Source organism: Streptomyces decoyicus, assembly GCF_019880305.1.
Lineage (GTDB): Bacteria > Actinomycetota > Actinomycetes > Streptomycetales > Streptomycetaceae > Streptomyces > Streptomyces decoyicus.
Genome location: NZ_CP082301.1, coordinates 7,367,158 through 7,390,917 on the forward strand (window position 1 = coordinate 7,367,158; position 23,760 = coordinate 7,390,917).

General features: G+C 70.5%; 21 protein-coding genes and 1 pseudogene. 10 read left to right on the top strand and 12 right to left on the bottom strand.

Features of this window, described 5'->3' with window-relative positions:
* Positions 1 to 181: 181 nt before the first annotated feature.
* Positions 182 to 508: pseudogene (locus K7C20_RS32085) on the bottom strand (hypothetical protein); the annotation flags it as partial.
* Here K7C20_RS32085 and K7C20_RS32090 point away from each other — a divergent pair.
* Both K7C20_RS32090 and K7C20_RS32095 read left to right on the top strand, forming a co-directional pair.
* Positions 464 to 904: an Lrp/AsnC family transcriptional regulator gene (locus tag K7C20_RS32090; RefSeq protein ID WP_030077729.1), complete on the top strand. Its 441-nt coding sequence runs from the start codon at positions 464 to 466 to the stop codon at positions 902 to 904. The pseudogene K7C20_RS32085 and the gene K7C20_RS32090 sit on opposite strands and share 45 nt — an antisense overlap.
* Before the next feature lie 117 nt (positions 905 to 1,021).
* Positions 1,022 to 1,606 carry an NUDIX hydrolase gene (locus K7C20_RS32095; RefSeq protein ID WP_063781317.1) on the top strand — a complete coding sequence of 195 codons (585 nt, stop codon included), beginning with the start codon at positions 1,022 to 1,024 and terminating at the stop codon, positions 1,604 to 1,606.
* Here K7C20_RS32095 and K7C20_RS32100 read toward each other — a convergent pair.
* The 5 genes from K7C20_RS32100 to K7C20_RS32120 form a co-directional block, all read right to left on the bottom strand.
* Positions 1,500 to 2,396: a hypothetical protein gene (locus tag K7C20_RS32100; protein ID WP_053210435.1), complete on the bottom strand. Its 897-nt coding sequence runs from the start codon at positions 2,394 to 2,396 to the stop codon at positions 1,500 to 1,502. The two genes, K7C20_RS32095 and K7C20_RS32100, sit on opposite strands and share 107 nt — an antisense overlap.
* A 203-nt stretch (positions 2,397 to 2,599) precedes the next feature.
* Complete coding sequence (locus K7C20_RS32105) at positions 2,600 to 4,057, bottom strand: hypothetical protein (protein ID WP_245171862.1); 1,458 nt, start codon at positions 4,055 to 4,057, stop codon at positions 2,600 to 2,602.
* A gap of 75 nt (positions 4,058 to 4,132) precedes the next feature.
* Positions 4,133 to 4,804, bottom strand: coding sequence for a LutC/YkgG family protein (locus K7C20_RS32110; protein WP_030077725.1), 672 nt, complete (start codon positions 4,802 to 4,804; stop codon positions 4,133 to 4,135).
* Positions 4,801 to 6,327, bottom strand: a complete 1,527-nt coding sequence (locus K7C20_RS32115) for a lactate utilization protein B (protein WP_030077723.1) — start codon at positions 6,325 to 6,327, stop codon at positions 4,801 to 4,803. Before K7C20_RS32115 ends, K7C20_RS32110 begins: the two co-directional genes overlap by 4 nt.
* Positions 6,324 to 7,076, bottom strand: a complete 753-nt coding sequence (locus tag K7C20_RS32120) for a (Fe-S)-binding protein (protein WP_053210436.1) — start codon at positions 7,074 to 7,076, stop codon at positions 6,324 to 6,326. The genes K7C20_RS32115 and K7C20_RS32120 overlap by 4 nt, the downstream gene beginning before the upstream one ends.
* Before the next feature lie 122 nt (positions 7,077 to 7,198).
* Here K7C20_RS32120 and K7C20_RS32125 point away from each other — a divergent pair, with 122 nt between their 5' ends.
* Complete coding sequence (locus K7C20_RS32125) at positions 7,199 to 8,503, top strand: MFS transporter (protein WP_053210440.1); 1,305 nt, start codon at positions 7,199 to 7,201, stop codon at positions 8,501 to 8,503.
* Between the two features lie 614 nt (positions 8,504 to 9,117).
* Here the strand turns inward: K7C20_RS32125 and K7C20_RS32130 are convergent.
* The 6 genes from K7C20_RS32130 to K7C20_RS39530 form a co-directional block, all read right to left on the bottom strand.
* Positions 9,118 to 10,365 carry an NAD(P)-binding domain-containing protein gene (locus tag K7C20_RS32130; RefSeq protein ID WP_053210437.1) on the bottom strand — a complete coding sequence of 416 codons (1,248 nt, stop codon included), beginning with the start codon at positions 10,363 to 10,365 and terminating at the stop codon, positions 9,118 to 9,120.
* A 226-nt stretch (positions 10,366 to 10,591) separates the two neighbouring features.
* Positions 10,592 to 11,797 carry an LLM class flavin-dependent oxidoreductase gene (locus K7C20_RS32135; RefSeq protein ID WP_053210438.1) on the bottom strand — a complete coding sequence of 402 codons (1,206 nt, stop codon included), beginning with the start codon at positions 11,795 to 11,797 and terminating at the stop codon, positions 10,592 to 10,594.
* Position 11,798: 1 nt separating this feature from the next.
* Positions 11,799 to 12,845, bottom strand: coding sequence for an ABC transporter substrate-binding protein (locus K7C20_RS32140; protein WP_030077709.1), 1,047 nt, complete (start codon positions 12,843 to 12,845; stop codon positions 11,799 to 11,801).
* 243 nt (positions 12,846 to 13,088) lie between these two features.
* Entirely contained in the window at positions 13,089 to 13,940 is an 852-nt protein-coding gene (locus K7C20_RS32145; RefSeq protein ID WP_030077706.1) for an ABC transporter ATP-binding protein, read from the bottom strand.
* Positions 13,913 to 14,839, bottom strand: a complete 927-nt coding sequence (locus K7C20_RS32150; RefSeq protein ID WP_245171110.1) for an ABC transporter permease — start codon at positions 14,837 to 14,839, stop codon at positions 13,913 to 13,915. Before K7C20_RS32150 ends, K7C20_RS32145 begins: the two co-directional genes overlap by 28 nt.
* Positions 14,840 to 15,346: 507 nt before the next feature.
* Positions 15,347 to 15,436 (bottom strand): putative leader peptide, encoded by a 90-nt coding sequence (locus tag K7C20_RS39530; RefSeq protein ID WP_355780374.1) that lies wholly within the window; start codon positions 15,434 to 15,436, stop codon positions 15,347 to 15,349.
* Positions 15,437 to 15,581: 145 nt separating this feature from the next.
* Between K7C20_RS39530 and K7C20_RS32155 the strand changes: the two genes are divergently transcribed.
* From K7C20_RS32155 to K7C20_RS32185, 7 genes are all read left to right on the top strand, one after another.
* Complete coding sequence (locus tag K7C20_RS32155; RefSeq protein ID WP_030077702.1) at positions 15,582 to 16,004, top strand: secondary thiamine-phosphate synthase enzyme YjbQ; 423 nt, start codon at positions 15,582 to 15,584, stop codon at positions 16,002 to 16,004.
* Between the two features lie 348 nt (positions 16,005 to 16,352).
* A complete protein-coding gene (locus tag K7C20_RS32160; protein WP_030077700.1) occupies positions 16,353 to 17,048 on the top strand; it encodes a Crp/Fnr family transcriptional regulator in 696 nt (231 codons plus the stop codon).
* Positions 17,049 to 17,178: 130 nt separating this feature from the next.
* Positions 17,179 to 18,036 carry an aromatic ring-opening dioxygenase LigA gene (locus K7C20_RS32165; protein WP_053209152.1) on the top strand — a complete coding sequence of 286 codons (858 nt, stop codon included), beginning with the start codon at positions 17,179 to 17,181 and terminating at the stop codon, positions 18,034 to 18,036.
* On the top strand, positions 18,033 to 20,144 hold the full coding sequence (locus tag K7C20_RS32170) for a hypothetical protein (RefSeq protein WP_030077695.1): 2,112 nt from the start codon (positions 18,033 to 18,035) through the stop codon (positions 20,142 to 20,144). Before K7C20_RS32165 ends, K7C20_RS32170 begins: the two co-directional genes overlap by 4 nt.
* 70 nt (positions 20,145 to 20,214) lie before the next feature.
* Positions 20,215 to 21,336 carry a hypothetical protein gene (locus K7C20_RS32175; protein ID WP_030077693.1) on the top strand — a complete coding sequence of 374 codons (1,122 nt, stop codon included), beginning with the start codon at positions 20,215 to 20,217 and terminating at the stop codon, positions 21,334 to 21,336.
* Positions 21,333 to 21,839 carry a Pycsar system effector family protein gene (locus tag K7C20_RS32180; protein ID WP_048828950.1) on the top strand — a complete coding sequence of 169 codons (507 nt, stop codon included), beginning with the start codon at positions 21,333 to 21,335 and terminating at the stop codon, positions 21,837 to 21,839. Before K7C20_RS32175 ends, K7C20_RS32180 begins: the two co-directional genes overlap by 4 nt.
* Positions 21,840 to 21,908: 69 nt before the next feature.
* Positions 21,909 to 23,102, top strand: coding sequence for a M48 family metalloprotease (locus K7C20_RS32185; protein ID WP_078953148.1), 1,194 nt, complete (start codon positions 21,909 to 21,911; stop codon positions 23,100 to 23,102).
* The last annotated feature ends 658 nt before the right edge of the window (positions 23,103 to 23,760 follow it).

Below are 23,760 nucleotides of genomic sequence, written 5' to 3' on the forward strand. Positions count from 1 at the left end.
GCGACGATGCGCCGGACATGCTCCGGGGCGGCGGCCCGACCCGTCCGAGGAGGCCGGCCGGTGGACCCTGGCAGGGTCGGCGCGGACCTCGGCAGGGTTGGTGCGGACCTCGGCAGGGTCGGTGCAGACCTCTGCAGGGTCGGTGCGGACCTCGACCGGGGGCGGCGCCGACCTGGCGGAATCAACGCGGGCGGCGGATCCGGGGTGCCCCCGGCACCGACATCACCAGTGAGTACAGCGTGGTCGTCGCGGTGATGAAGAGGCGGTTGTTCTTCGGGCCGCCGAAGGCGATGTCGGAGACCGCCTCGGGGACGCGGAGGGCGCGGTGGCCCTCGTAGTCGCTGGTGATTCCGAAGTCCGGATCGGAGAACCCGAGGGTGCCGTCGGAGTGCACGACCGCATCGTTCGGGCTGTTGGGCCGCCTGCCGTCGAAGCGGTCGGCCAGCACCGTGAGGGTTCCGTCGTGCTCGGTACGGGTGACACGGCGGTTGCCCTGCTCCAGCAGGACGCCACCCAGGCCTATGCGGCGCTCGGCAAGGCGGTCGGTCTCTCCGCCGGTGCTGCCCATGAGCGGGTCCGCAAGCTCCGGGAGCGCGGAGTGATCCGCCGTACGACCGTGGACGTGGATCCCGCTGCCCTCGGCCGCGGAGTCCTGGCGTTCGTCATGGTCGAGTCCTCGGCGTGGATGGGCGATTCGGCTGCCGCCTTCCTGGCCGTCCCCGAGATCCAGGAGGCACACGTGATCGCGGGCAGCGCCTCCGTCCTGGTGAAGGTGCGAACCGCCACCACCGAGGGGCTTCAGGACGTCCTGCGCAGGCTGTATGCGATCGAGGGGGTCAGCGGAACCCAGGCGATCATCTCGTTGGAGACCTTCTTCGAGCGCCCGGTCTCCCCGCGGGGGTAGCCGCCTCACGGTGCTCCGGCGGGTGCCCCCGGAAACCGGCCCGTAGCTGCGTCATCGTCGGTACGGTGGACCTCCGCCACGGGCCTGTGCCCGTCTCTTCGGATTGCGAGATGTCCGATGAACCAGATTGCAGCCGATACGTATCTGGCCGCGGCGGTGGTGGTGCACGAGGCCTGTGTGCTGATCGTGCGCCGCAGCTACCGCGAGCGCTTTCTGCCCGGCGCGTGGGGCGTGCCGTGCGGGAAGCTCGATCGCGGGGAGTCCGCCGAGAGCGGTGCCCTGCGGGAGTTGAAGGAAGAGACCGGAATCCTCGGCACCATCGTCGCGCACACCGGCTCGTCCAGCTTCCTGAGCGACTACCGGGGCCGCCGCGTCCACAACCACCAGGAGAACTTCATCGTCCGCCCGCTGACGCTGGATGTCGTCCTGCCCAGCCCGGACCAGGCCCATCTGTGGGCACGGCCCGCCGAACTGGCCGAGATCGGGGTGGACGCGTACAACCTCGAAGTGATCCGCCAGGCGCTCGGCGGCCGGCTGGACGCGGCCGGGCTCCGCGCCATGACGGCCCGCTCCCGCTACCCGGCGCCACCAGTCTTCAGTAGCCCAAAGACCTTGCCAGCGCGTCGAGTTCGGCAAGATAGACGGCCGGCGGCAGCGGAGTCTTGGGCGGCGGACCGGCCCGCTCGGCGCCGCCGGTCCTGATATCGCCACCGCCCCGGCCATCGCGGCCGACCGGCTCATCGTCGGCGATCCGGTCATCGCCGATGTCCGTGACGGAACCGGTGCCCGTGACGGAACCTCCGGCGGTGGCGGAAGTTCTGTACGTGGCGGGGCCGCCGTCCGTGGTGGAGCCGCTGCGCCCGGCCTCGGCGCTAGTGGCGTGGCCGCTGTTCCTGACGTACACATCGGTCACCGACCGTTGTGGGGCGGTCTCCAGGAACAGCGTCACCGTAGGCTCCTCGCTCACCACCCGGTGCAGCGTACGGGCGGCCAGGCCGTAGCTCCGGCCGGGGCCGTACTGCTCCGTGCATATGAGCCGCAGGCGTGCGTCCCCGACCCGCCGGAGCCGCCAGGCGCCGCCGGGGCCGTCGATCGTCTCCCGGTAGGCGGTCGCGGGTACGCCGTCCGCGGCCGGCTCGTAGCACTCCATCCGGACGCGGCCGCGCACCACCGCCGAGGCGATCGCGCACCGGTGGTTGTGGATGTCCTCGGGGACCGGGCCGGTCCTGCCGTGCCAGAAATGGATCCGCAGCATGAACCGCGGGGCGCCGGCCAGCAGCAACAGCTTGTCGAAGCCCAGCACATGGCGGTACGAGAGCCGGGTGCACTCCGCCAGGTCCAGATCGCCGGCGGATAATCGGCGCACCAGCGGACCGAGCGTATCGGGGTGCGCCAGTTGGGCGGTCACCGCGCGTGCCGACTCGGGTGACGGCGGCCGCGGCCCGCCGCCCAGCCGTTCCGCCAACAGCCGCCGGGCTTCCTCGACCTGCATGAGACCGCCTTCCCTTCGCCGACCCCCTGACCGCCCCGACCCTGACCGCCCCGGCTGATCACACCGGCGCTCATCATCCGCCCCGACCGCCCTCGTGCCCCTGACCGCCCCGTGCTGACCCGACCCGACCTGCCTCCTGGGCATTCACCGGGCGGGGAGCACCAGCAGGCCTGGCCCCGCCCCTCGGAAGCCGGCGGTCCGCCTCACGGCCGGTAGACCATCAGCGCATGCCGCCGCAGCACCGAAAGGCCCTGGTACGCCATCCACACCGGGTGCCCCATGGGCCCGTCGTCCCACCGCCACACCCCGCCCCGCTGCATGCCGTGGACCCGCGCCACGGCGGCGGTCAGCTGCGCCTCCCAGGCCGGCAGCCCCACTCCCTCGGCGGCGACCTTCCGGGCGCCGTCCGTCATCAGCGCACGGGCCACCCACGCGGCCGCGAAATGCCGTACGGACAACAGCTCCTGATGCAGTGGATCCTCCTGGTCCGGCCGCCGTACCTCTTCCTGACAGTTCTGCAGATCGGCCACGCCGCCCGCCGGCGTCGCGGGGCCGGCCAGCAGCCACCGCAGCCCCTCCTCGCGCACCGTGCGCTGCCGCTCGTCCTCGCCCAGTACGCGTGCGGCCCGGTCCAGCGCCACCACTGCCCGCGCGGTGTGCGCCGCGGACGGCGCCGGATTGCCGCGGCCGGTGGCCAGCGCCGCGCCCCAGCAGCGGTGATTGCCGCGCGCCGGGTCGGCGGTGGCGCCGTTGACCAGCACCTCGCGCAGCCCGTCCAGCGCGGTGGAGCCGGGCGCGGCCCGCAGCAGCCCGCGCAGCACATTCGTCACGACATAGGTGTTCGCCAGCCCCGATGCGTCATGGTCGGGGTTCCACAGCACCTCGCAGGAGCGTATTTCCGCCTCCAGCAGCCGCGGATCGGCACCGGCCCGCGCCAGCGCACCCAGCACGACCGCGGTCACCTCGGGCCGCGCCCCGCTGCCCTGGGAGCGGGCGGCCCACCCGCCGCCGGGAAGCCGCAGCCGCCACAGCGTCTCCGCCACCTGCCCCGCCCGTATGCGGCCGTCGTACGGCGCGATGTCGAGCAGCAGATGCAGCCCGTACGCCGTACCGAACGCCGTCGGGTGCACCGGCGGATCGTTCTCCGCGAGGGAGTGCGGCCAGCCGGTGAGCGGTCCGCGTCCGGACACCTCGATCACCGTGAGACCGCGCCGCAGTGCCTGGTACGTGCCGTCCATCAGCTCGGGCAGCGTTCCGGCGGGTGAGGGAGCGGGGCCGGCCGGGGGTGCGGCGACGGCGGCCGCGGTCGCGGCGCGCGTCCGCAGCAGGGCCGCCGCCAGCCACACCACGGCGCCGACCCCGCATCCGGCGGTCGCCGCCACGAAGTACCGCGCCGCCTCGCCCGCGAGGTTCTGCGGCAGGATCCCCAGCAGCGTCTGGAACACGGCGAACGCGGCGGCCGGGACGCCCAGCCGCCCCAACCATGTCAGCAGCCGGGACACTGCGGAGGCGGGCGCGGCGGCAGCGGGCGGCGGTCCGGGATCCGGTGCGGGCGAGCGGCCTGTCGTGCCGGAACGCCGTGGTGGTAAGACCTGCCGCAGCACCATCTGCTCCCTCCCCACCCCGGGCGCGCGCCCCCGCACGGCCTGTGCGCAGGGCATCCCGATCAGTGTAGGAATCCCCACTGACAGCGGGGTCGCACACCTGTCGCAGTCACTCCCCGGCCGCTGCTTCGCTCAGCCCGTCCCCGTCCCCGTCCCCGCCCCCGCTGCCAGCAGAATCACCTCCAGGGTCCGCGGCCCGTGCACCCCCTCCACCCGGTCGAGTTCGATGTCGCTGGTTGCGGACGGCCCGGAGATCCAGGTGAGCGGGCGGTCCGGCGCCAGCCGCGGCAGCGCCTCGGGCACCGAGCCGACCACCTGGCCGGGGACGCGGACGACACAGAGATGATGGTCCGGCACCAGCGTGATCCGGCGTCTGCCCTGGTCGGGGCCCGCGTCCAGGACCAGGGTGCCGGTCTCCGCAATGGCCACCGCACAGCCCGTCAGCACGCTGTCCACGGCGTCGAGTTCACGGGGCGTGCTCGATGCGCGGTCCTCGACGAGGGTGACGTCGCTGCCGGCCGTCCATGACTCGTCCAGACCCGGCGGCACCAGCACCGTCCGGGCCCCGCGCTCCGCCAGCAGCCGGCCGATCAGCCGCGGCAGCCCCTCGGCGTCCGTGCGGTGCACGACCGCCCGGTAGTCCGCGAGATTCTCCGCGAGCAGATCGACGTTCTGCGCGCTCGTACGGGACCCGTGCACCCGGTGGTAGTCACGCGCCACCGGCAAACCGCCCGGCCCCTCCCCGCGCGGCACATCCGCCAGCGCCCGGCGCACCCGCGCCAACACCACGTCCCGGCTGCTCACTCGGCGTCTCCTCGCTGCTCCGACGACGTACCGTGCTCCGGCCAGATCCCGCGCTCCGATGCCGTACCGCGGGTGCGCTGCCACCAGTCGCGGAAGGACTCGGCCGGCACCGTAGGCAGATCGCGCGTCCGTGACCAGGCGCGCCCCGGGCCCGGCAGCCGCTGTGGATGCAGCCGACGGGTACGGGCCGCCAGGCGCATTCCGCTGCGCAGCGCGTCCGGGTGGTCGAAAGCCCAGGCCGCCGCGCGCATCGCGGCCCGCTCCGCGGCGTGCCCCTTGGCCGGTTTGAGGACGGTGCGCGCCCCGCCCCGGGTGACGGGCCCGCCCTCCACGACCCGCTCCCGCAGATGCACCAGCACCTCGGGGATGTCGATGGCCACCGGACACACCTCGTAGCAGGCCCCGCACAGCGACGAGGCATACGGCAGTGAAGCCTCCAACGAGCCTTCCATGCCTCGTAGTTGCGGCGTGAGGATGGCGCCGATCGGGCCGGGGTACGGCGAGCCGTACGCATGCCCGCCGGCCCGCTCGTACACCGGGCAGACGTTCAGACAGGCCGAGCAGCGGATACAGCGCAGCGCCTGCCGCCCGACGGTGTCGGCGAGGGTGTCGGTGCGCCCGTTGTCGAGCAGCACCAGATGGAAGGTCCGCGGCCCGTCTCCGTCCGTCGTGCCCGTCCACATGGAGGTGTACGGATTCATCCGCTCGGCGGTGGAGGAACGGGGCAGCAGCTGAAGAAAGACCTCCAGGTCCTGCCAGCTCGGTACCACCTTCTCGATGCCGACGACGGAGATCAGCGTCTCCGGGAGGGTCAGACACATCCGGCCGTTGCCCTCGGACTCCACGACGACCAGGGTGCCGGTCTCGGCGACCATGAAGTTGGCCCCGGAGATGCCGACCTTCGCCGACAGGAACTTCTCCCGCAGATGCAGCCGCGCCGCCTCGGCCAGCTCGGCGGGGGAGTCGGTCAGCCCTTCGGGTGCCGGACGCCCCCAACTGCCCATCTCCCGGCGGAAGATGTCGCGGATCTCGGAGCGGTTGCGATGGATCGCCGGGACCAGGATGTGCGACGGCAGATCGTGGCCGAGCTGCACGATCAGCTCGGCCAGATCCGTCTCGTACGCGCGGATACCGGCCTCGGCCAGCGCCTCGTTCAGCCCGATCTCCTGGGTCGCCATCGACTTGACCTTGACGACCTCCGTCTCGCCGGTCTCCCGTACCAGCCGGGTGACGATCCGATTGGCCTCGTCGGCGTCCGCGGCCCAGTGGACCTGCCCGCCCGCGGCGGTGACCGCGGCCTCCAGCCGCTCCAGATAGTGGTCGAGATGGCGCAGCGTACGGTCCTTCAGCGCGGCGCCCGCGGCCCGCAGCTGGGCCCAGTCGTCCAGCTCCGCAACGGCCTTGGCCCGCTTGTCACGGATGGTGTGCGTGGCGTGGGTGAGGTTGGCGCGCAGCTGGGTGTCGCGGGTGGACATTTCAGCGGCCCGGGGGAAGGCCGGCATGCCCAGGTAGGTGCCGCTCACCACGCGCTCCCTTCCGTACTGGCCAGGATCTCGGCGATATGGACCGGGCGGACCGCCGAGCCCTGGCGGGTGAGGGTGCCGCCGATGTGCAGCAGACAGGAGTTGTCGACCGCGCAGACCGCCTCGGCGCCGGTCCCGATGACATTGCGGACCTTGTCGGCGCCCATCGCCGCCGAGACGGCCGGGTTCTTCACCGCGAAGGTGCCGCCGAACCCGCAGCACTCCTCGGCGCCCGGCAGCTCCCGCAGCTCCAGCCCCTTGACGTGCTCCAGCAGTCGCCGCGGCCGGTCGCCCAGCCCCAGTATCCGCAGCCCGTGGCAGGTGGGGTGATAGGTGACGGTATGCGGGTAATAGGCGCCGACATCCTCCACCTTCAGCACATCCACCAGAAACTCGGTGAGCTCGTACGTCTTCGGCACCGCGACCGCCGCCGCGTCGATGAGTCCCCGGCCCCGCCCCTCGGCGGCCGCCTTCGCCCCGATCCGCGAGTAGTTGTCGCGCACCATCGCCGCGCAGGAGCCGGACGGGGTGACCACGTACTCGTAGTCCCGGAACGCCCGGTCGAAGCGGCGCACCAACGGCTCGGTGGCATGCCGGTAGCCGGTGTTGTACTGCGGCTGACCGCAGCAGCTCTGCTCGGCGGGGAAACCGACCTCCACCCCCAGCCGCTCCAGCAGCGCCACCACGGCCTGCCCCGTCCGCGGATGGAGCATGTCGTTGATACAGGTGACGAACAGTGCTACACGCACGTTGCCATCTCCTTTCGGCCGCCACGGCCCCTGGCGGGCATCCGCTTCCGCGGTACATGATCACCTGTCGGATCATCCTGCCCCAGCAGCAGGCCAAGGAGAAGAACCGGGAGCGGAGGACCATGTCGAGTGCCGAATACATAGCCGAGGACCGGGCACCGGACGGTGTCCGCCCGCCGTCACGGCTGCGGCAGCTGGCCGCCGCCTCCATCGGCAACGCCGTCGAGTGGTACGACTGGTACGCGTACTCCTTCCTCGCGGTCTACTTCGCCGGGCAGATCTTCCCCGAGGGCGCGGGGAACTCCCTGGTGCCGCTGCTCTCCACCTTCGCCGTCTTCGCGGTCGGCTTCTTCATGCGGCCGGTCGGCGGACTGCTGATGGGGGCGCTCGCCGACCGCCGCGGCCGGCGGGCCGCACTGACCCTGACCATCCTGCTGATGGGCGGCGGCAGCCTGCTGGTGGCACTCACCCCCACCTACGCGGCCACCGGAGTACTGGCGCCCCTCATCCTGGTCGTCGCACGCCTGGTACAGGGCCTGTCGGTGGGCGGCGAGTTCGCGGCCTCCACGACCTTCCTCGTCGAATCGGCGGGGCCCGGCCGGCGGGGGCTGTTCTCCAGCTTCCAGTACGTGTCCACGACCGTCGGCCAGCTGCTTGCCTCCGGGACGGCGGCGCTGCTCGCGGCGCTGCTCACCGAACAGCAGATGGGTGAGTGGGGCTGGCGGGTGGCGTTCCTCGTCGGTGCGCTGCTGAGCCTGCTGGGTCTGTGGATCCGGCGCGGTGCCCAGGAGACCCTTCCCCGAGCGCAGCAGGCGGCCGACCGCCCGGGGCTCTTCGAGGCGCTGCGCCGCCATCCCCGGCAGTCCCTGCTCATCTGCGGCATCACCGCGGGCGGCACCATCGCCTACTACACGTGGACGACCTACCTGCCCACCTACGCACAGGTCAACGCGGGCTTCGACAAGGGCGATTCACTCACCGTCGGCACCCTCTCGCTCGCCTTCTTCGCCCTGCTCCAGCCGCTCGGCGGCATGCTCTCGGACCGCATCGGCCGCAAACCGCTGCTGCTCGGCTTCTCGCTGGGCTTCGCCGTCCTGGCCGTACCGCTGCTGCACCTGGTGACCGACTCGTTCGCCTCCCTGCTGCTGGTGCAGTGCGCGGGCATGGTGCTGCTCACCGGCTACACAGCGATCGCCGCGGCGGTGAACGCCGAAGTGTTCCCCGCGCGGGTACGTGCCGCCGGCATCGGCTTCCCGTACTCGCTCACCGTCGCCCTCTTCGGCGGCACCGCCCCCTACGTCGGCACGTGGTTCAAGGAGGCCGGCCACGCCGACCTCTTCCCCTGGTACGTGGCCGCGCTCTGCCTCGTCTCGTTCGTCGTCTATCTGACGCTGCCGGAGACCTCCCGGCAGAAGCTGGAGAGGTAGCCCGAGGAGGGGCGCGGGGACCGAGCCCGGCGGACCGAGTCCGGCGGACCGAGCACGGCGGACCGAGCTCCGTGGAGCACATGAAGGCGCCGCCCGTCCCGGGACAGGGAGGGGCGGCGCCTTCGGAGTGAGGTCTGTCAGACGAGCCAACCCACGAGGTGGAGTACGTGGGCGAGGAGGGCGGTGAGAATGTCCATCGGAATCTTCTCCTTGAAGTTGGGGGACTCAACTCTCCGGCCCAGCAAGGGGTATCGGCCGGAGGCACGGTAACGGTCTGCAGCCCGCCGCTCGCGCCCCGTCATCATTGCCGGTCGCAATGAGTCAATTGAAGCCCTCACCTCTTCGATCATGCTTGCCGGGGAACGGGTGCGCCCGGGGTCGTTTGTTCGCATGGGGAGCCGTCCGGAGACATGCCGGGGATGCATACGAGACGCGCCCGGGGTGGGTACGGGACGGGGCTGGGTACGGGACAGGACTGGGTACGAGACAGGACTGGGTACGGGACGCGAAGAGGACTCGTGGTCGGGGAGGTCTCGCGACGCCTCGCCGCGCGGACGGTTCGTCGGCGTTGCCGGACGTCGGGCCCGCCGCCCGGTCGAGCGGGCGGGCCCGCCCTACGAGGCGAGGCTGCCCGCCAACCCCGCCTGCTCGTCCGCCGGTTGAGGGGCTTCGGCGAGCAGCCGGCGGATGTCGCCGACGGCGGCACGGCCCGCGCGGTTGGCGCCGATGGTGCTCGCCGACGGCCCGTAACCGACGAGATGGACCCGCGCATCACGCAGCGTGCGGGTGCCGTCCATCCGGATGCCGCCGCCCGGCTCGCGCAGCCGCAGCGGGGCGAGATGGTCGATGGCGGCGCGGAACCCCGTCGCGTACAGGATCACATCGGCCTCGACGACGCGTCCGTCGTCCCAGACCACGCCCGTGGGCGTGAGGCGTTCGAAGAGCGGCAGCCGCTCCAGTACGCCGCTCTCGCGGGCCTGCCGGATCGCCTCGGTCATCGGCAGCCCGGTCACGCTCACCACGCTCCGCGGCGGCAGCCCCTGCCTGACCCGCTCCTCCACCAGGGCAACCGCGGCCCGGCCCCGCGCCTCACCGAACGGCCCCTCGCGGAACACCGGCGGCCGGCGGGTCACCCAGGTCGTGGCGGCCGCGACCGGCGCGATCTCCATCAGTTGCTGAACGGCCGACGTCCCGCCGCCCACCACCACGACCCGGGCATCGCGGAAGTCCTCCGGCCCCGGGTAGCGGGAACTGTGCAGCTGACGGCCGCCGAACGTCTCCTGCCCGGGAAACCGCGGCCAGAACGGCCGGTCCCAGGTCCCGGTGGCATTGATCAGCGCCCGCGTCGCATAGTCCCCCTCCGACGTCTCGACCAGCAGACGTCCTCTCCCAAGGGCTCCGACGGGCTCCGTCCGCCCATCAGGCGCTGTCCATCCACCAGACCCCGTCCGTCCACCAGACCCCGTCCGTCCACCAGACCCCGTCCGTCCGCCAGGCTTCGTCCACGGGGGACCCCCGCCGCCCTCGCGCACCGCCGTCACGCTCACCGGCCGGTGCACCCGCAGCCCGAAGGTCTGCTCGTAGCTGTCGAAGTACCCGCCGATCACTTCGGACGACGGGCGCTGCGGGTCGGCGCCGGACAGCTCCATGCCCGGCAGCGCATGCATCCCGTGCACCTTGTCGTACGTCAGCGTGGGCCACCGGAACTGCCAGGCCCCGCCGGGGCGCGGAGAGTGATCGAGCACCACGAAGTCCCGGTCCGGTACCGCACCGACCCGCCGCAGATGAAAGGCGGCAGCCAGGCCGGCCTGCCCGGCACCGATCACCACGACCTCGACCTCGCGCACCCCGGTGTAGTTCATGTTTCACCTAACTCGGGGAGGGTTGGATCTCTTCCCGGGGGACGCGGCCGGCTTCCGCGACGCGCAACGCGCGGCGCTGCGGTTCTGCGGGGCGCCGCCCCGGCGGGGCGCGGGCAGGCCGGCCCGTGCCGATCTTCGGATCCCGCTCGCCGGCCACGACTGCCGGGGGCGCCCCACAGATCCCGCCCGGCGGCAACCACTGCCGGGCGCAGCGCACGGATCCCGCTCAGCGGCCGCCGGCGATCAGCAGCGGCGCACCGCCCGGCGCGGACGCCGGTCGGCCATTGGCGGCCGGCACGCCGTCCAGCGGAGAGGGACCCGCAGCCAGCAGTCCACGGGCGGCAAGCTCCGGCCGTACCCCCTCGCCGAACCAGTACGCCTCCTCCAGGTGCGGATAGCCGGAGAGAACGAAGTGCTCGATGCCCAGTGAGTGGTACTCCTCGATCCGGTCTGCCACCTCGGCATGGCTGCCCACCAGCGCGGTGCCGGCGCCGCCGCGTACCAGACCGACACCCGCCCACAGATTGGGCGAGATCTCCAGCTTGTCGCGCGAGCCGCCGTGCAGCGCCAGCATCCGCTGCTGTCCCACCGACTCGCTCCTGCCCAGCGCCTGTTGCGCGGCCGCGACCGTTTCCGGATCGAGGTCGTCGAGCAGCCGGTCCGCGGTCGCCCAGGCCTCCTTCGAGGAGTCCCGGGAGATGGTGTGCAGCCGGATACCGAACCGGACCGTACGCCCCTCCTTCTCCGCCAGCCCGCGAATCCAGTCGATCTTCTGCTTGACCTCCTCGGGCGGCTCGCCCCAGGTGAGGTACACATCCACGTTCCGGGCGGCGACCGGCCCCGCGGCGGCGGACGAGCCGCCGAAGAAGATCTGCGGCAGCGGGTCCGGCGGCAGCGCCGTCAGACCGCCCTCGACCTGATAGTGCTCGCCCCGGAAGTCGAACGGCTTGCCGCCCCACACGCCCCGTACGACCTGTAGGAACTCATCCGTACGGGCATACCGGCGGTCATGGTCGAGATGATCGCCGAACCGCTTCTGCTCGGTCGAATCGCCCCCGGTCACCACATTCAGCAGCAGGCGCCCACGCGAGATCCGCTGATAGGTCGCGGCCATCTGCGCCGCCAGCACCGGTGAGATCACCCCTGGCCGGAACGCGACCAGGAACTTCAGCCGCTCGGTGACCTGGGTGAGCGCCACCGTGGTCAGCCAGGCGTCCTCGCACCACGTACCGGTCGGCGTGAGCACCGCCTCGAACCCCAACTGCTCGGCAGCCTTGGCGATCTGGGCCAGATATTCGATGTCGGGGGCCCGTACCCCGCTGACCGGGGTGATGCGGTCCCGCCGGATGCCGCCGTCGGTGTAGGCATGCCGGTCGACGAGGGTCCGCCCGTCGCCGCCGGTCGGCAGAAACCAGTGCAGGTGTACGGACATCTCACTGAGCCTTTCCATAGGTACGCGGCGCCGTGCTCGAAGGCGGCAGGCCACCGTTGAAACGGGGATCGACGAACTCCCCGAAGTCGAAGGAGCGGGGAATCAGCTTCAGCGCCGCGAACGAGTCGACGATCTGCTGCTCGGAGGCGATGGCGTCCTTGTCCACGGCGACCGCGACCGCCGTGCCCCGGGTGCGCTTGACCGCGTCCAGCGCCACCTTGTCCGGCAGCCCGGTCTCCTTCGCCCAGGCCTTCGACCAGACGTCGGGGTGCTTGAACACCCAGTTCTGCGCCCGCCGCACCCGGTCCGTGTAGTCCTTCAGCGCCGCCGACTTCTTCTTGTCGTCCAACGCGGCAGGCGCGGCGACCTGGAAGCCCAGTCCGTTGACGACCCCCTGCCCGCTGGTCAGCACCCGGGCATCGGCCTGGTCCAGGGCCTGCGAGGTGTACGGGTCCCACACCGCCCAGGCATCCACCTTCCCCCGGGTGAAAGCGGCGAGCGCATCGGCCGGCTGAAGGTAGTTGAGCGTGACGTCCTTCGGCGTCAGCCCGGCCTTCTTCAGCGTGGCAATGAGCTGGTAGTGCGCGGAGCTGCCCTGGGCAACGGCGATCGACTTGCCCTTCAGCTGCGCCGGCCGCTTGAGGGGTGAGCCCTTCTTCACCAGGACCGCCTCGCCGTCCGAGCTGCTGTGCGTCCCGGCGATGACCTTGATCTTCGACTTCGCCGCGGCGGCGAACACGGGCGGGGTGTTGCCGACCCCACCGACGTCCACGGCCCCGGCATTGACCGCCTCCAACAGCGGCGGCCCCGAGGTGAAGGTAGACCACTTGATCTTGTACGGAAGGTCGTCCAGCTCGCCGGCCGCCCGCAGCAACGCCTCATAACCACCCTTCTGGTCACCGACGTTGAGGGTCAGCGACCCCTTGCCGTCCGTCCCGCTACCGGCACCCCCGCCGGCACCCGAGGCCCCCGACGAACCACCGCAGGCGGCCAGCAGCAGGGTGAGCGGGAGCAACAGGGCAGCTGGGGCGATAGGGCGTGCTCTCATGGGGCGTCCGTTTCGTTCTGGGGGTGGGACTGGGGTGGGGTGGCGTGGGGTCGGGGAGTGGGTGGGGGTGAGCAGGTGGCTCGGGATCGGGGGCTGACCTGGCTGGGGGATGCGGATGGGTGCGAGCCGGCAGTCAGGTACGCGGACCGGTTGTCAGGTGGGCGCTGGGGCGCTGGGGCGCTGGGGTGCTGCTGTGCCGGGGTGCCTGCCGCGGAAGGTGCTGCCGCGCAATGCGCTGCGGTGTCAGACCGCGGCAGGGGAGGCCTCGGTCGCGCCGGGAGAAGCGGCCACCGGCACGCCCTCCGCATCCGCCTCGGAACCTCCACCGCCGTCCGCGACCTCCACACCGAGCCGGTCGAGCAATCGGGCACGCAACGCGCCGAAGCGCGGATCGGAGATATCGCGTGGTCGGGGCAGGTCCACCGTGGTCTCGTACGCGATCCGGCCGCCCTCCATCACCAGCGCCCGGTCCGCCAGCAGCAGGGCCTCCTCCACGTCGTGGGTGACCAGCAGCACCGCGCAGCCACGCTCCTGCCACAGCTCGGACACCAGGCGCTGCGCCTTGATCCGGGTCAGCGCATCGAGGGCACCGAACGGCTCGTCGAGCAGCAGCAGATCCGGTTCACGCACCAGCGCACGGGCGAGCGACGCCCGCTGGGCTTCCCCGCCGGAGAGCGTCTTGGGCCAGGCGTCCGCCCGATGGCCGAGCCCGACCTCCTCCAACGCCCTTACGGCGGCGTCGCGTTCCGGCCGCCCCGGAAGCCCCAGCAGCACATTCCGCCAGACCCGCTTCCAGGGCATCAGCCGTGGCGCCTGGAACGCCACGGCCTTGCGGCGCGGCACCAGTACCTCGCCCTCGATCTCCCGGTCGAGCCCGGCCAGCACCCGCAGCAAGGTCGACTTGCCGCAGCCGCTGCGCCCGAGCAGTGCCACGAACTCGCCCGGCCGGATGGACAGTTGGAGATCGTCGATGACGGCCCGGTCGCCGAAGGCGCGTACCAGCCCGCCCACCTGCACGGCGGAACCGGAGACCGCGGAGCCCGGCCGCTCCTCGTGCTGGGTGTCGGTCACTGTCCTGTGAACGTCGGTCGCCATTGCAGCAGCAGCCTTTCGAGGGTACGAACGAGAAAGTCGGCGATGAGCCCGAGGATCGCGTAGACCACGAGGCACACCACGATCACGTCGGTGCGGAAGAATTCCCTGGCCTGGTTCATCAGAAAACCGAGGCCGTCGTCGGCGTTGACCTGCTCGCCGAAGACCAGCGCGAGCCATGCGGTGGCGAGCGAATAACGCAGCCCGGTCATGGCACCCGGCAGCGCGCCGGGCAGCACCACATGGCGGATCAGACCCCACCGGCTCAGCCCGAGCGAGGTCCCGGCCTCCACCAACTGCGCATCCACACCACGAATCCCGGCATAGACATTCAGATAGAGATGGAAGGCAACGCCCAAGGAGATCAACGCAATCTTGGGCGCCTCGCCGATGCCCAGCCAGATGATGAACAGCGGAATCACCCCCACCCAGGGGACGGACCGCAGCATCTGCACCGTCGCGTCGACCAGATCCTCGCCGAGCCGTGAAAGCCCCGACGCGAGCGCCAGCGCCACGCCGGTCACGCCACCCAACAACAGTCCGACCGCGACCCGTTGGAGCGAAACCAACATCGCCGACGGCAGCGTGCCGTCCGCAACCAGGTCCCCGGCGGTGGCAGCGATGGTCCCGGGCGACGCCAGAATGTCGGCCTCCAGCACACCGCCCGCACTGAGCACCTGCCACAACACCAGCAGCGCGAGGGGCCCCACCGTACGACGCAACCACCGCGGCACCGACCACCGGCGCCCGGAAACCGGAACCACGCGAGCAAGCTCCGGCCCCTCAGCGCCGGAAGCGGATGTCACCGCTGCCTCCACGCCGCCCTTCGCAAGGGACGGTTGCTCTGCATCAGCAGCGAGACCGGGTGGCGCGTCGCGGGCCACGGCCTGATCGAGAGTCATAAATGCTCCACGGGGAGGTGAGGGGGAGGAAGGCGAGAACAGCGGGGCAGGTGAGGGGGCTGGAGAACAGCGGAGCCGGGGGCAGCGAGGCGGGGGAACGGAAGCCAACGACACGCACGGACGCCCGTCGCCCGATGCCCGACGCCACAGCGCACAGGCGACGTCAGCCCGGCAGAGGCACCGACAAGCGACAAAGCGCCAGAACGACAAGGAGGCAAACCGGTCAAGCCGACCGGGCAAGCGGAAGACCGACCGGAATTCGGCACACCGACCACGAACGAACCCGAATCGAGCCACGACAGCCCCTGAAAAACCCCGAAAGGCAGCCAGAGCCAGACCAGAAAGCCGAAGCCTCGAAACAGCCGCGAAGAGCCGCAAGCAAACCGACGAGGAGTCCCGCAACGCGCACGAAACCTGGAACGGCCTCAGCAACGGGCTCAGCAATGGGCTCAGTAACGACGACGACAACGGCGCCGCAACGGCATCAACAGCAACGCGGCATCATGATCAACAACAGCCGCCGCGGCGACACGCGGCAGAGGCCACCCGCAGCAGGTCGATGTGACCGCGCGTGGTGAGCAGGGCTGATGTAGACATGTCGCTGAACGTAGCGGTGCGCCGCGAGAGGGGTCAAACGTCATCTCGGCTGGTGGACCTTTGTTGCCGCAGCATTGAGGCAGCATTGCGGGCGACGCCCGCGGGGTTGCAAACCAGGGCAGGTTCTCCGTACCAAAATGGAGGCATGAGCACCGCATTCACCACCCGCACCCTTGACATCACCACGGGCTCGACGGAGACCGTTGCCGACCTCACCGCCGACTGCGCGGCCTTCCTGCGAGAGGCAGCAGACGGACGCGACGGCCTGCTGAACATTTTCGTCCCCCATGCGACCGCCGGCATCGCCGTACTGGAAACCGGCGCAGGCAGCGACGAAGACCTCCTGGCCGCCCTGCACGACCTCCTCCCCGCCGACAACCGCTGGCGCCACCGCCACGGCAGCCCCGGCCACGGCCGCGACCACGTCCTCCCCGCCCTCGTCCCACCCCACGCCACCCTCCCGGTCGTCGCGGGCCGACTGGCCCTCGGCACCTGGCAGTCCATCTGTTTGGTGGATACAAACGTGGATAATCCGCACCGGCAGGTACGGGTGAGCTTCCTGGGGTGACCTGGAGCCGGTCGTCCCTGCCAGGCCTGGTTCGGTTGCCGACTCTCGCGCGCTCCCGGGAGACAGGGCTGCGCAGGGCCGGGTGCCCGCCGCGCCGGTTCGTTCGGTGGGGTCGACGTCGACGGTGTCACGCCTTCCCAGATGTAGGGCTGTGGCGGCACCCGGAGGAAGCGCGCAACTGGGGTGCGCTGGTCCGTGTGTCATAGGCTGGATGCACAGCGTGAGGGGAAGGCTTCGCTGAAATGCCAGCGAACTGGACTTGGGGGCATGCGGGTGGAAACCGACGGCGTGGTCGGCCCTGTGTCAGGGCAGCAGGGAGCAGCGGCCGTTTCCGCGTCGTGCAGGCCCATGGCGCCGTCACGAACCGGCAGGCTCGACGACCAAGTTCCGTTCCTGGCCCGGTTGGAGCAGCAGGAACGTGTCGCGCTGCTGGAGCTGGGCCGACCCATGAAGTACAGCCCGCGGTCTGTACTGGTGCGTCAGGACGAACCGTCCACCCACGTGGTGGTCATCCTCGCCGGCTGGACCAAGGTCACCCGCTCCACCGCCAATGGTTACGAAGCGCTGCTTGCCCTGCGGGGTCCGGGCGACGTCGTCGGGGAGGCCTCCGCAGTCAGCGGCCGCCCGCGCTCGGCGACGGTTACCGCGCTGGGGAAGGTCGAGGCCGTCACGATTGAGCGTGGCCGGTTCCTGGGCCATCTTGCGGAATTCCCGGCCTCGTCCCTCCAACTGCTCAGCCTTATCGGAGACCGGACACAGGCCAGTGACCGGCGACGCGTGGAGCAAGGCGCACTCGGAGTCCGTGAGCGGTTGTCGCTCTTGCTTCTGGAGCTGTCGCGCACACACGGGGTGCAGGATGCGGAGGGAGTGCGCCTGACCAGCGGCCTCAGCCAGCACGAGCTGGCAGGCGCGGTCGGAGCCTCTCGCGAGGCGGTGGCCAGGCTTCTGAAGGAACTGAGAGAACGCGACGTCGTCCGGACCAGCCGCAGGGGACTGGTCATCGTCCGCCCGGACCAGCTGCGCCGGATAGCGGGCGGCGAATAGCTGACGGTCATGCAACCGGGGCGAGTTGTGTGCCATCGGTTACAGACGCTGTGTGCAGGTGTTCCTTCTCCATTGTCAGACCCCCACGAGATAGTGCTCCGGACCGAGCCCGACCGTCCGAGAGGCACCCATGACCCTGGTCCTGACGGAACCCGTCAACCGCACCATTCTGCTGCTGGACATCGAGGACTTCAGCCGACGGGACGATGTGGTGCAGGCCTGCCTGCGCCGGGAACTGCACAACGTGGTGGAGGACACTCTGGCCGCGGCGGGTGTCGAGCGGAACATGCAGTACCGAGAGGACCGCGGGGACGGTCTGATCGTGCTGGTCAGTGCCGACATCCCGAAAACGGTGCTGCTTCGGGCCCTGTTGACGACCATCCCGGATGCGTTGTGCCAGTACAATCGGCTGGCATCGAGCAGTGCGCAGATGCGGCTGCGGATGGTACTGGCCGCAGGAGAGGTCGCCTTCGACCCGAAGCAGGGCACGGTGGGAGGGCTCGTCGGCCACGACCTCAACCAGTCCTGCCGGCTGCTCGATGCCGACGCCCTGCGCGAAGCGCTCGCGCGGCAGGAAGCGGACTGTGTGCTGGGGGTGTCGGCCCCCGTCTACGAAGGCGTGGTTCGCCACGGACACCGCGGACTGCGCCCGGAGGAGTTCCACCACGCGGCGGTGTCCGTGAAGAAGGACCGGCTCGACCTGTGGTTGCATGGGTCGCTGCCGGACGGCACCACCACCCCTGTACCGGAGCCGGCGTCCGCCGGGCGCGGCGGCAGGGGTGCGCATGAGGGTGCCGCCGGGCAGTCTCCGGCGGCACCTGCCGGGGCGCCTTCGAGCAGTGGGGCGGCATTCGCCTTCAACGGCGGAACGGTGTCGGTCGGCGGCAGCCAGGTCAACGGCGGTCAGACCGGGGTCAGCGGCGGCCATGTCTCGGGCGACGTGATCATGGGGACGGTCCGGCATGAGGGCCGGAGCGAGCAGGCATGAGCGAGCAGCCCGGCGACAAGCCATCGGACCGTCCTCAGGACGACACCGACCCGGCGGACGGCAAACAGGAGCAGACGAACGACGAGCACACTGAAACGGAGGATGACCGCCCGCAGGACCCCTGGGCGGCCCGGCGTGATCTGTACGAACACGTCCCGGCCGCCGTCGGCGGCAGCCTCGTCGGCGGCGATCAGACCGGGGTCAGCGGGGGCAGCGTAGGAGGCGACGTTGTCCTCGGCACGAAGGTGGAGCACCACTACCGCTTCGGCGCTACCACCCACATCTCCGGAAACATTCCCCCTGCCGAACTCGACCAGCTGGCACAGGAGTTCGCCGGATACGAGGAACTCGTGCACCTCCTGCGCGACCGGCTGCGGGAGGAGCGGGTCCTCGTGCTGTACGGCGCGCCCTTCACCGGCCGTCGCAGCGCCGCCCTGATGCTGTTGCGCTCCCTGGATGCCGTGCCCGTACGCGCCATCGACCCCAACACCCGGCCGACCGCGCTGATGGACGAGGTCAACGGCGATCAGCACGGCTACCTCGTCAGCGATCTGGTGACGGGCAGGGAGAACCCGCTGCGCGACATCGACCTGTGGGCCGTGCGGGACGTTCTCCGGAAGAAGGGTGCCTATCTGGTCATCACCGTCGACCTGCTCGCGATCCTGCGGGGCGTCGACGCCGTCTCGTGGCAACCGCCGTCGCCTCAGGCGGTGCTCCGGTCACATCTGCACGCCCTGGTGGATGACCCGCCGAGGGAGCGCGAGCTGCTGGCGCTGGATCTCTCCCGGGAGTTCCTCGACCGGGACGACCACCAGCTGCGGGAGGCGGCACAGTTCGCGAAGGCCCTGGCCGGGCACGCGGACGGCACGATCACCCGGGAGAAGCTGGCGGGCGTCGGCCCGGAGCTGGTCCGCGAGCAGGTCAGGGAATGGTTCGGGGACGACGAGACCCTTCTCCGGGACAGGGCTTTCCTCATCTCCCTGGCGGCGTTCGACGAAGCCGCCTACGCCCTGACCGCGGAGCTCAGCGACACCCTGTACGCAGAGTTCCAGAGAACCGAGGACGCCGGGAGGGAGCCCCAGGTCGGCATCTTCGGGACGTCCATCACCAAACGCCTGCGACTGGCCCGAGCCGTCGAGTACCGGAAGGAGGAGCACACCGAGTGGGGCCCCGTGTTCCAGCGCATGGCCCGATTCCAGGAGCCCAGAGCAGCTGTCGAGGTCCTCCGCGAGGTCTGGACGAGTCACCCCTCCGCGCGGCCTGCTCTGCTCGCGTGGCTCCGGAAGCTCGCACAGGACGGCCGGCCGTTGGTACGCACCCGCGCCGCGGTGACGGCCGCGGTGCTCGCCCAGACCGACCTGCCGTCGGCGATGGCACTGCTCATCGAGGGCTGGGCGAAGTCGAAGGTGTATCGCGACTGCCTCGTCGCCGCCAACGCCCTCGCGACGGCGCATGCCATCGGTGCGCCGAACATCCCGCAGATCCTCCGCTCCTGGTGCGACGAGGAGGCCGGACCACGGCTTCGCTGGACAGCCATCCGGGCCTACGCCCTGGTGGGCGCCAGGATGCCCGACGAAGCGCTGAAGGCGTTGGCGGAAGCCGCTCGCACCGGGGACGACGAGCAGGAGGCGCAGCACATCGCCGAGTCCGCCGCGCTGCTGCTGAGCGACGAATCGGCGCCGGTGCGCAGCCGGCTGCTGCGGGGCCTGCTCGACATCCTCCGGGACGGGCCTTCCGGCCGCCGACTGGCGCTGCACGCATTCGTCCTGGCCTGCACCCGCGCCGACGGCAGACTGATGCTGCGGTGGTACGCGGCTGCCGCCTCAGCGGGCCCGGCCGAGGAGGCGCAGCAGCTGTCCCTGCTGTGGCGGACAGCCTTGGGCGATCTGGGGTACACCGCCGATGCGTTGAAGGCGCTGGCCGGCTGGGCTCGTGAGGCGGACGGCGATCCGCAGGCCGAGCGGGAGCTGGCGATGCTGCTTCCGACGCTGGTCGGCTCCGACGAGGACCGAAAGCGCCTCGATCACATGCTCCTGACCCTGCGTGGTCGCCGCGGGAGTGCGGATGCCCCACCCGCGGTGGCCAACCGTCTGCGGGGCGTGCTGTGAGGTGCCGCCTCTCGTCTGCGGTCACGGGCCGCGAAGTTTCGGAACACCACTGAGTGAGGAGAGAGGAACCATGGCGGACCTCCGTCGCGAACCCGACTGGCACCAGGGCGCAGACCGGCACAGCGAGCTGGTCGACCCGGTATTGACCGTGCGCCAGTTGTCCCGGTTCGACCACCGCAGGGGATACAGCCGGATCGACAACGCGTTGGTATTCACCATGGACAAAGGGGAGTTCGAGGTCTACCTGCCGCCCCACCGGCCGACGCGCTCCCTGTTCACCGCGACGCGGTACACCGCGGTCTACGAAGTCGACATGGGGGTGCACGCCTGCACCGTGTCCCTGCTGTTGCCCAGCGACAACGATGCCTTCGACTTCACCGCCGAGGTCGAGCTGACGTGGCAGGTATCCCGGCCGCAACGGTTCGTGGCCAGCGGAGAACGGGACGTGCCCGCTCTCCTGAGGCGCCGGCTGGAACAGCTGATGTACCCGGTCAGCCGCGGTTTCCAGCTCGACCGGAGCGCGGACGCCGAACGCGCCGTGTACCAAGTCCTCGCCAGAGCGGGCGATGTGGGGGAGGAGGCGGGGCTGCGCACGTCGTACGCCGTGCGGCTCAGGCTGGACGACGCGGCGATCGGCCACCAGCGGGAGCTCCGCCGGATCCGGTACAGCGACGAACAGCTGGGACTGTCGCACGACGTGGCGATGCGGGAAGACCGGCTCAGGGCGGAGCGGCATGTGGAGCAGGCCCGGCACGATCACGAACTGGTCATGCTGCAGGGTCGTCAGGAGGAGGAAGCCAGGGAGCTGGAGGCGAAGAAGGTCGACTACTACGAGTACTACCTCCAGCACGGCGGCGTGGCGATGTGGGCCCTGCACCTGGCACAGCACCCGGAGGATTCCCGGCTGGTCATGGAGAACCTGCAGAGGGACCAGCTGCAGCTGATCCGGAGCCAGTCAGAGGTCGCCCTGCAGGTGCTGAAGGAAGGGAATCCGGAGGACTACCAGCGTGCGGGACTGAACAAGCAGGCCGTGGAGATTCTGGAGGGGCTCCTCGCACGTAACTTGCCCGGTATCGATTCTGCTCCCTCCGCATCGGGCTCCCTGCCCTGGGCCGGGCCCCCCGGCACTCCGGTGCATTTCCACAAGCAGCGGGACGGGTCGTCCGCCGACAGCACCGAGGAGGGGCGATGAGCAGTGATGGTGTGCACATTCCGACGGTGGGAGCCCGGCTGCTCACGGAGCTGCGCTCCGAGACAGCTCGTGCGGACAGCAAGGCGTCGCTGCTTCTGGGGGCCATGAGCATGACGGTGAGCCTGCTCGGTGGACTGCTCGCGGCTCGAGGATGGTCATTATCCGGGCTCTCCGCCCCGGGGAGCGTGCTGTTGTGGGTGGCCATGGCTGCTCTGGCCGGCGCACTGGGATGCCTGCTCCTCGCCGTCCTGCCCCGATACGGCACCAGCCGGTGGTCTCCGGGGCGGCCGTTGACGTACTTCGACGACATCCGCCGTGCCGCGGAGTGCGGCCGGCTCGCCGAGGCCCTCGCCGTCACCGAGGCACACCAGGCCGACGGAGTACTGGAGGCGCTGGCCCAGAACAGCCGCATCGTCGGTGCCAAACACCGGTGGATCCGCGCCGGTCTGGCTGCCTACTGCGCGGGCGTGGTGCTTCTGCCCATCGCGGGGCTCGGCGGCTGAACGCACCGCGACAGCATGCTTCTTACCGCGTCGTCATGATCCGGCCGTATGCCGAGACAGGAATCTCTCATGACCACCCCCTTCGACTCCGCCCACCCCGGCCGCATTACCCTGCCCGAAGCTCCGGCTTATCCGGCTGCTGTTCCCTTTCCCTGCCCGTGCTGTCCGGACGCAACAATTCCGCCTGCACCGCCCTACCCGGGCAGCGCGACGGCGTCCGAGGCCGCTCACCCCGCCGGGAAGCCGGAACAGCGGTCCGGTTCCGAGAAGCGCGCGCCGCAGGAGGGTCTCGGCCGCCGTGGGCGTGTGCACCTCGCTAAACGGCAGCGGGGCATCGACGCCACGGCTGCGGGCCAACTGCTGCTGCAGCTGCCCTCGTTCCTCGTCAGCCTGGTGATCGTGGCGACACTCTCCCACCTCCTGTTCCCCGGCATGGACTGGTTGGGGGTCCTGCTCTGGCTCGCTTCAGGTGCCATGGCGTTTCACCGACCCACCGAGAGAGCCCTGGCCCGTCATCTGCTGAACCTCCGTCACCCCACTTCGAGGGAGTTGAATCGGCTGGAACCGCTGTGGCGGGAGGTGACGGCGCGGACGGGTGTAGAGGGCCGCGCCTACGAGCTGTGGATCGAGGACAGCGATCACCTCAACGCCCTGGCCGCGGCGGGTCACATCGTGGGCGTCACCCGGTTTTCACTGGAGCGTCTGTCTGATGGTCAGCTGGCCGCCGTCCTCGCTCATGAGCTGGGGCACCACGTCCGCGGTCACGCGTGGTCCTTGATCCTGGGGCAGTGGTATGCGGTTCCGGGGCGGTTTGCGTGGGCCGCTGTGCGGAGGCTGATCCGGCTCGTCACCGTCGTGGGCCGTAGGCGCATGAGCCTCTGGGGTGCAGTGCTGCTTCTTGCGGTAGGCGCAATCGTGCTGGCGGTCGCATGGGAGTACTGGTTCCTCACCCTGACGCTGGTGGCCACTCCGTATCTCCTCGCCGCCGTGACCCGTCGGACCGAACTGAGGGCGGATCACCATGCGGTAGCGGCTGGATTCGGGCCGATGCTCGCCGAGGTGTTGCACATGATGCAGGCGGCGGAAGGGGAGGGCGGCCATGCGACGACTTCCGCTCTTTCCGGGTGCGGCAAGACGGTTGCGATTGACCCGAGAACCGCCGCTCGCGGCGGTAGGCGGAGTTTTTCGGGCAAGCTCCTGTCCTCGCACCCTGACTACTACACGCGCCTACACCACCTGGCGCCGTATCTGGAGCGGCGATGAATCTGCTCCAAGTCGGATCCTGGGGTTGTGCTGCCGCCACACCTTTGCGGGGCCTGGTCGAAAAGTGGGCCATGACCTGCAAGTTCTCTCGCTCTCGTCCGCCCTGACGTGATTCACGATGACATATCACGTGAAGGGCGCGATCGGGTGCCTTGACGGACGCCTTAACAGAGCTTCGCGGATACAAATCGCGACATGTAAACCGTCAGGTCCGTCTGTCGTTCATCGGGTAGGTCTGCGTCTGCCGTCACAGTGGGAGTGATGTCCGGCCGCACCAAGTGAGAGAGCCCCAGCTCTGGGCAGGGCCGGGCGAGCGGTCCCGGCAGCGACGTACGCCTGGGAGGATGTCACCCGCGAGGAACTCGGTGACAGGCCCGTAGTGCCGGACGAGCACGACGGCCACTGGGGAGTGTTCGCCTGTCACCCGAAGCTGGCCTTCGTCGCCGACCTCCAGTGGCGCCGCCAGTTCTCCTGGGCCGCTGGCGGCCGAGGAACTTGCCCTTCACCTCGCCATCCGCGACGGGGGAGACCGCGGGGGCGAAGGCAATGACATGGGTGACGACGGGAGGCTGCCCACTCACCGTGACGACTGGTGTGCCTGGACGCTGGCCCGGCGCCAGGAACTCCTCGGCCGCGCTTGACGCGACCTGGCCGAACG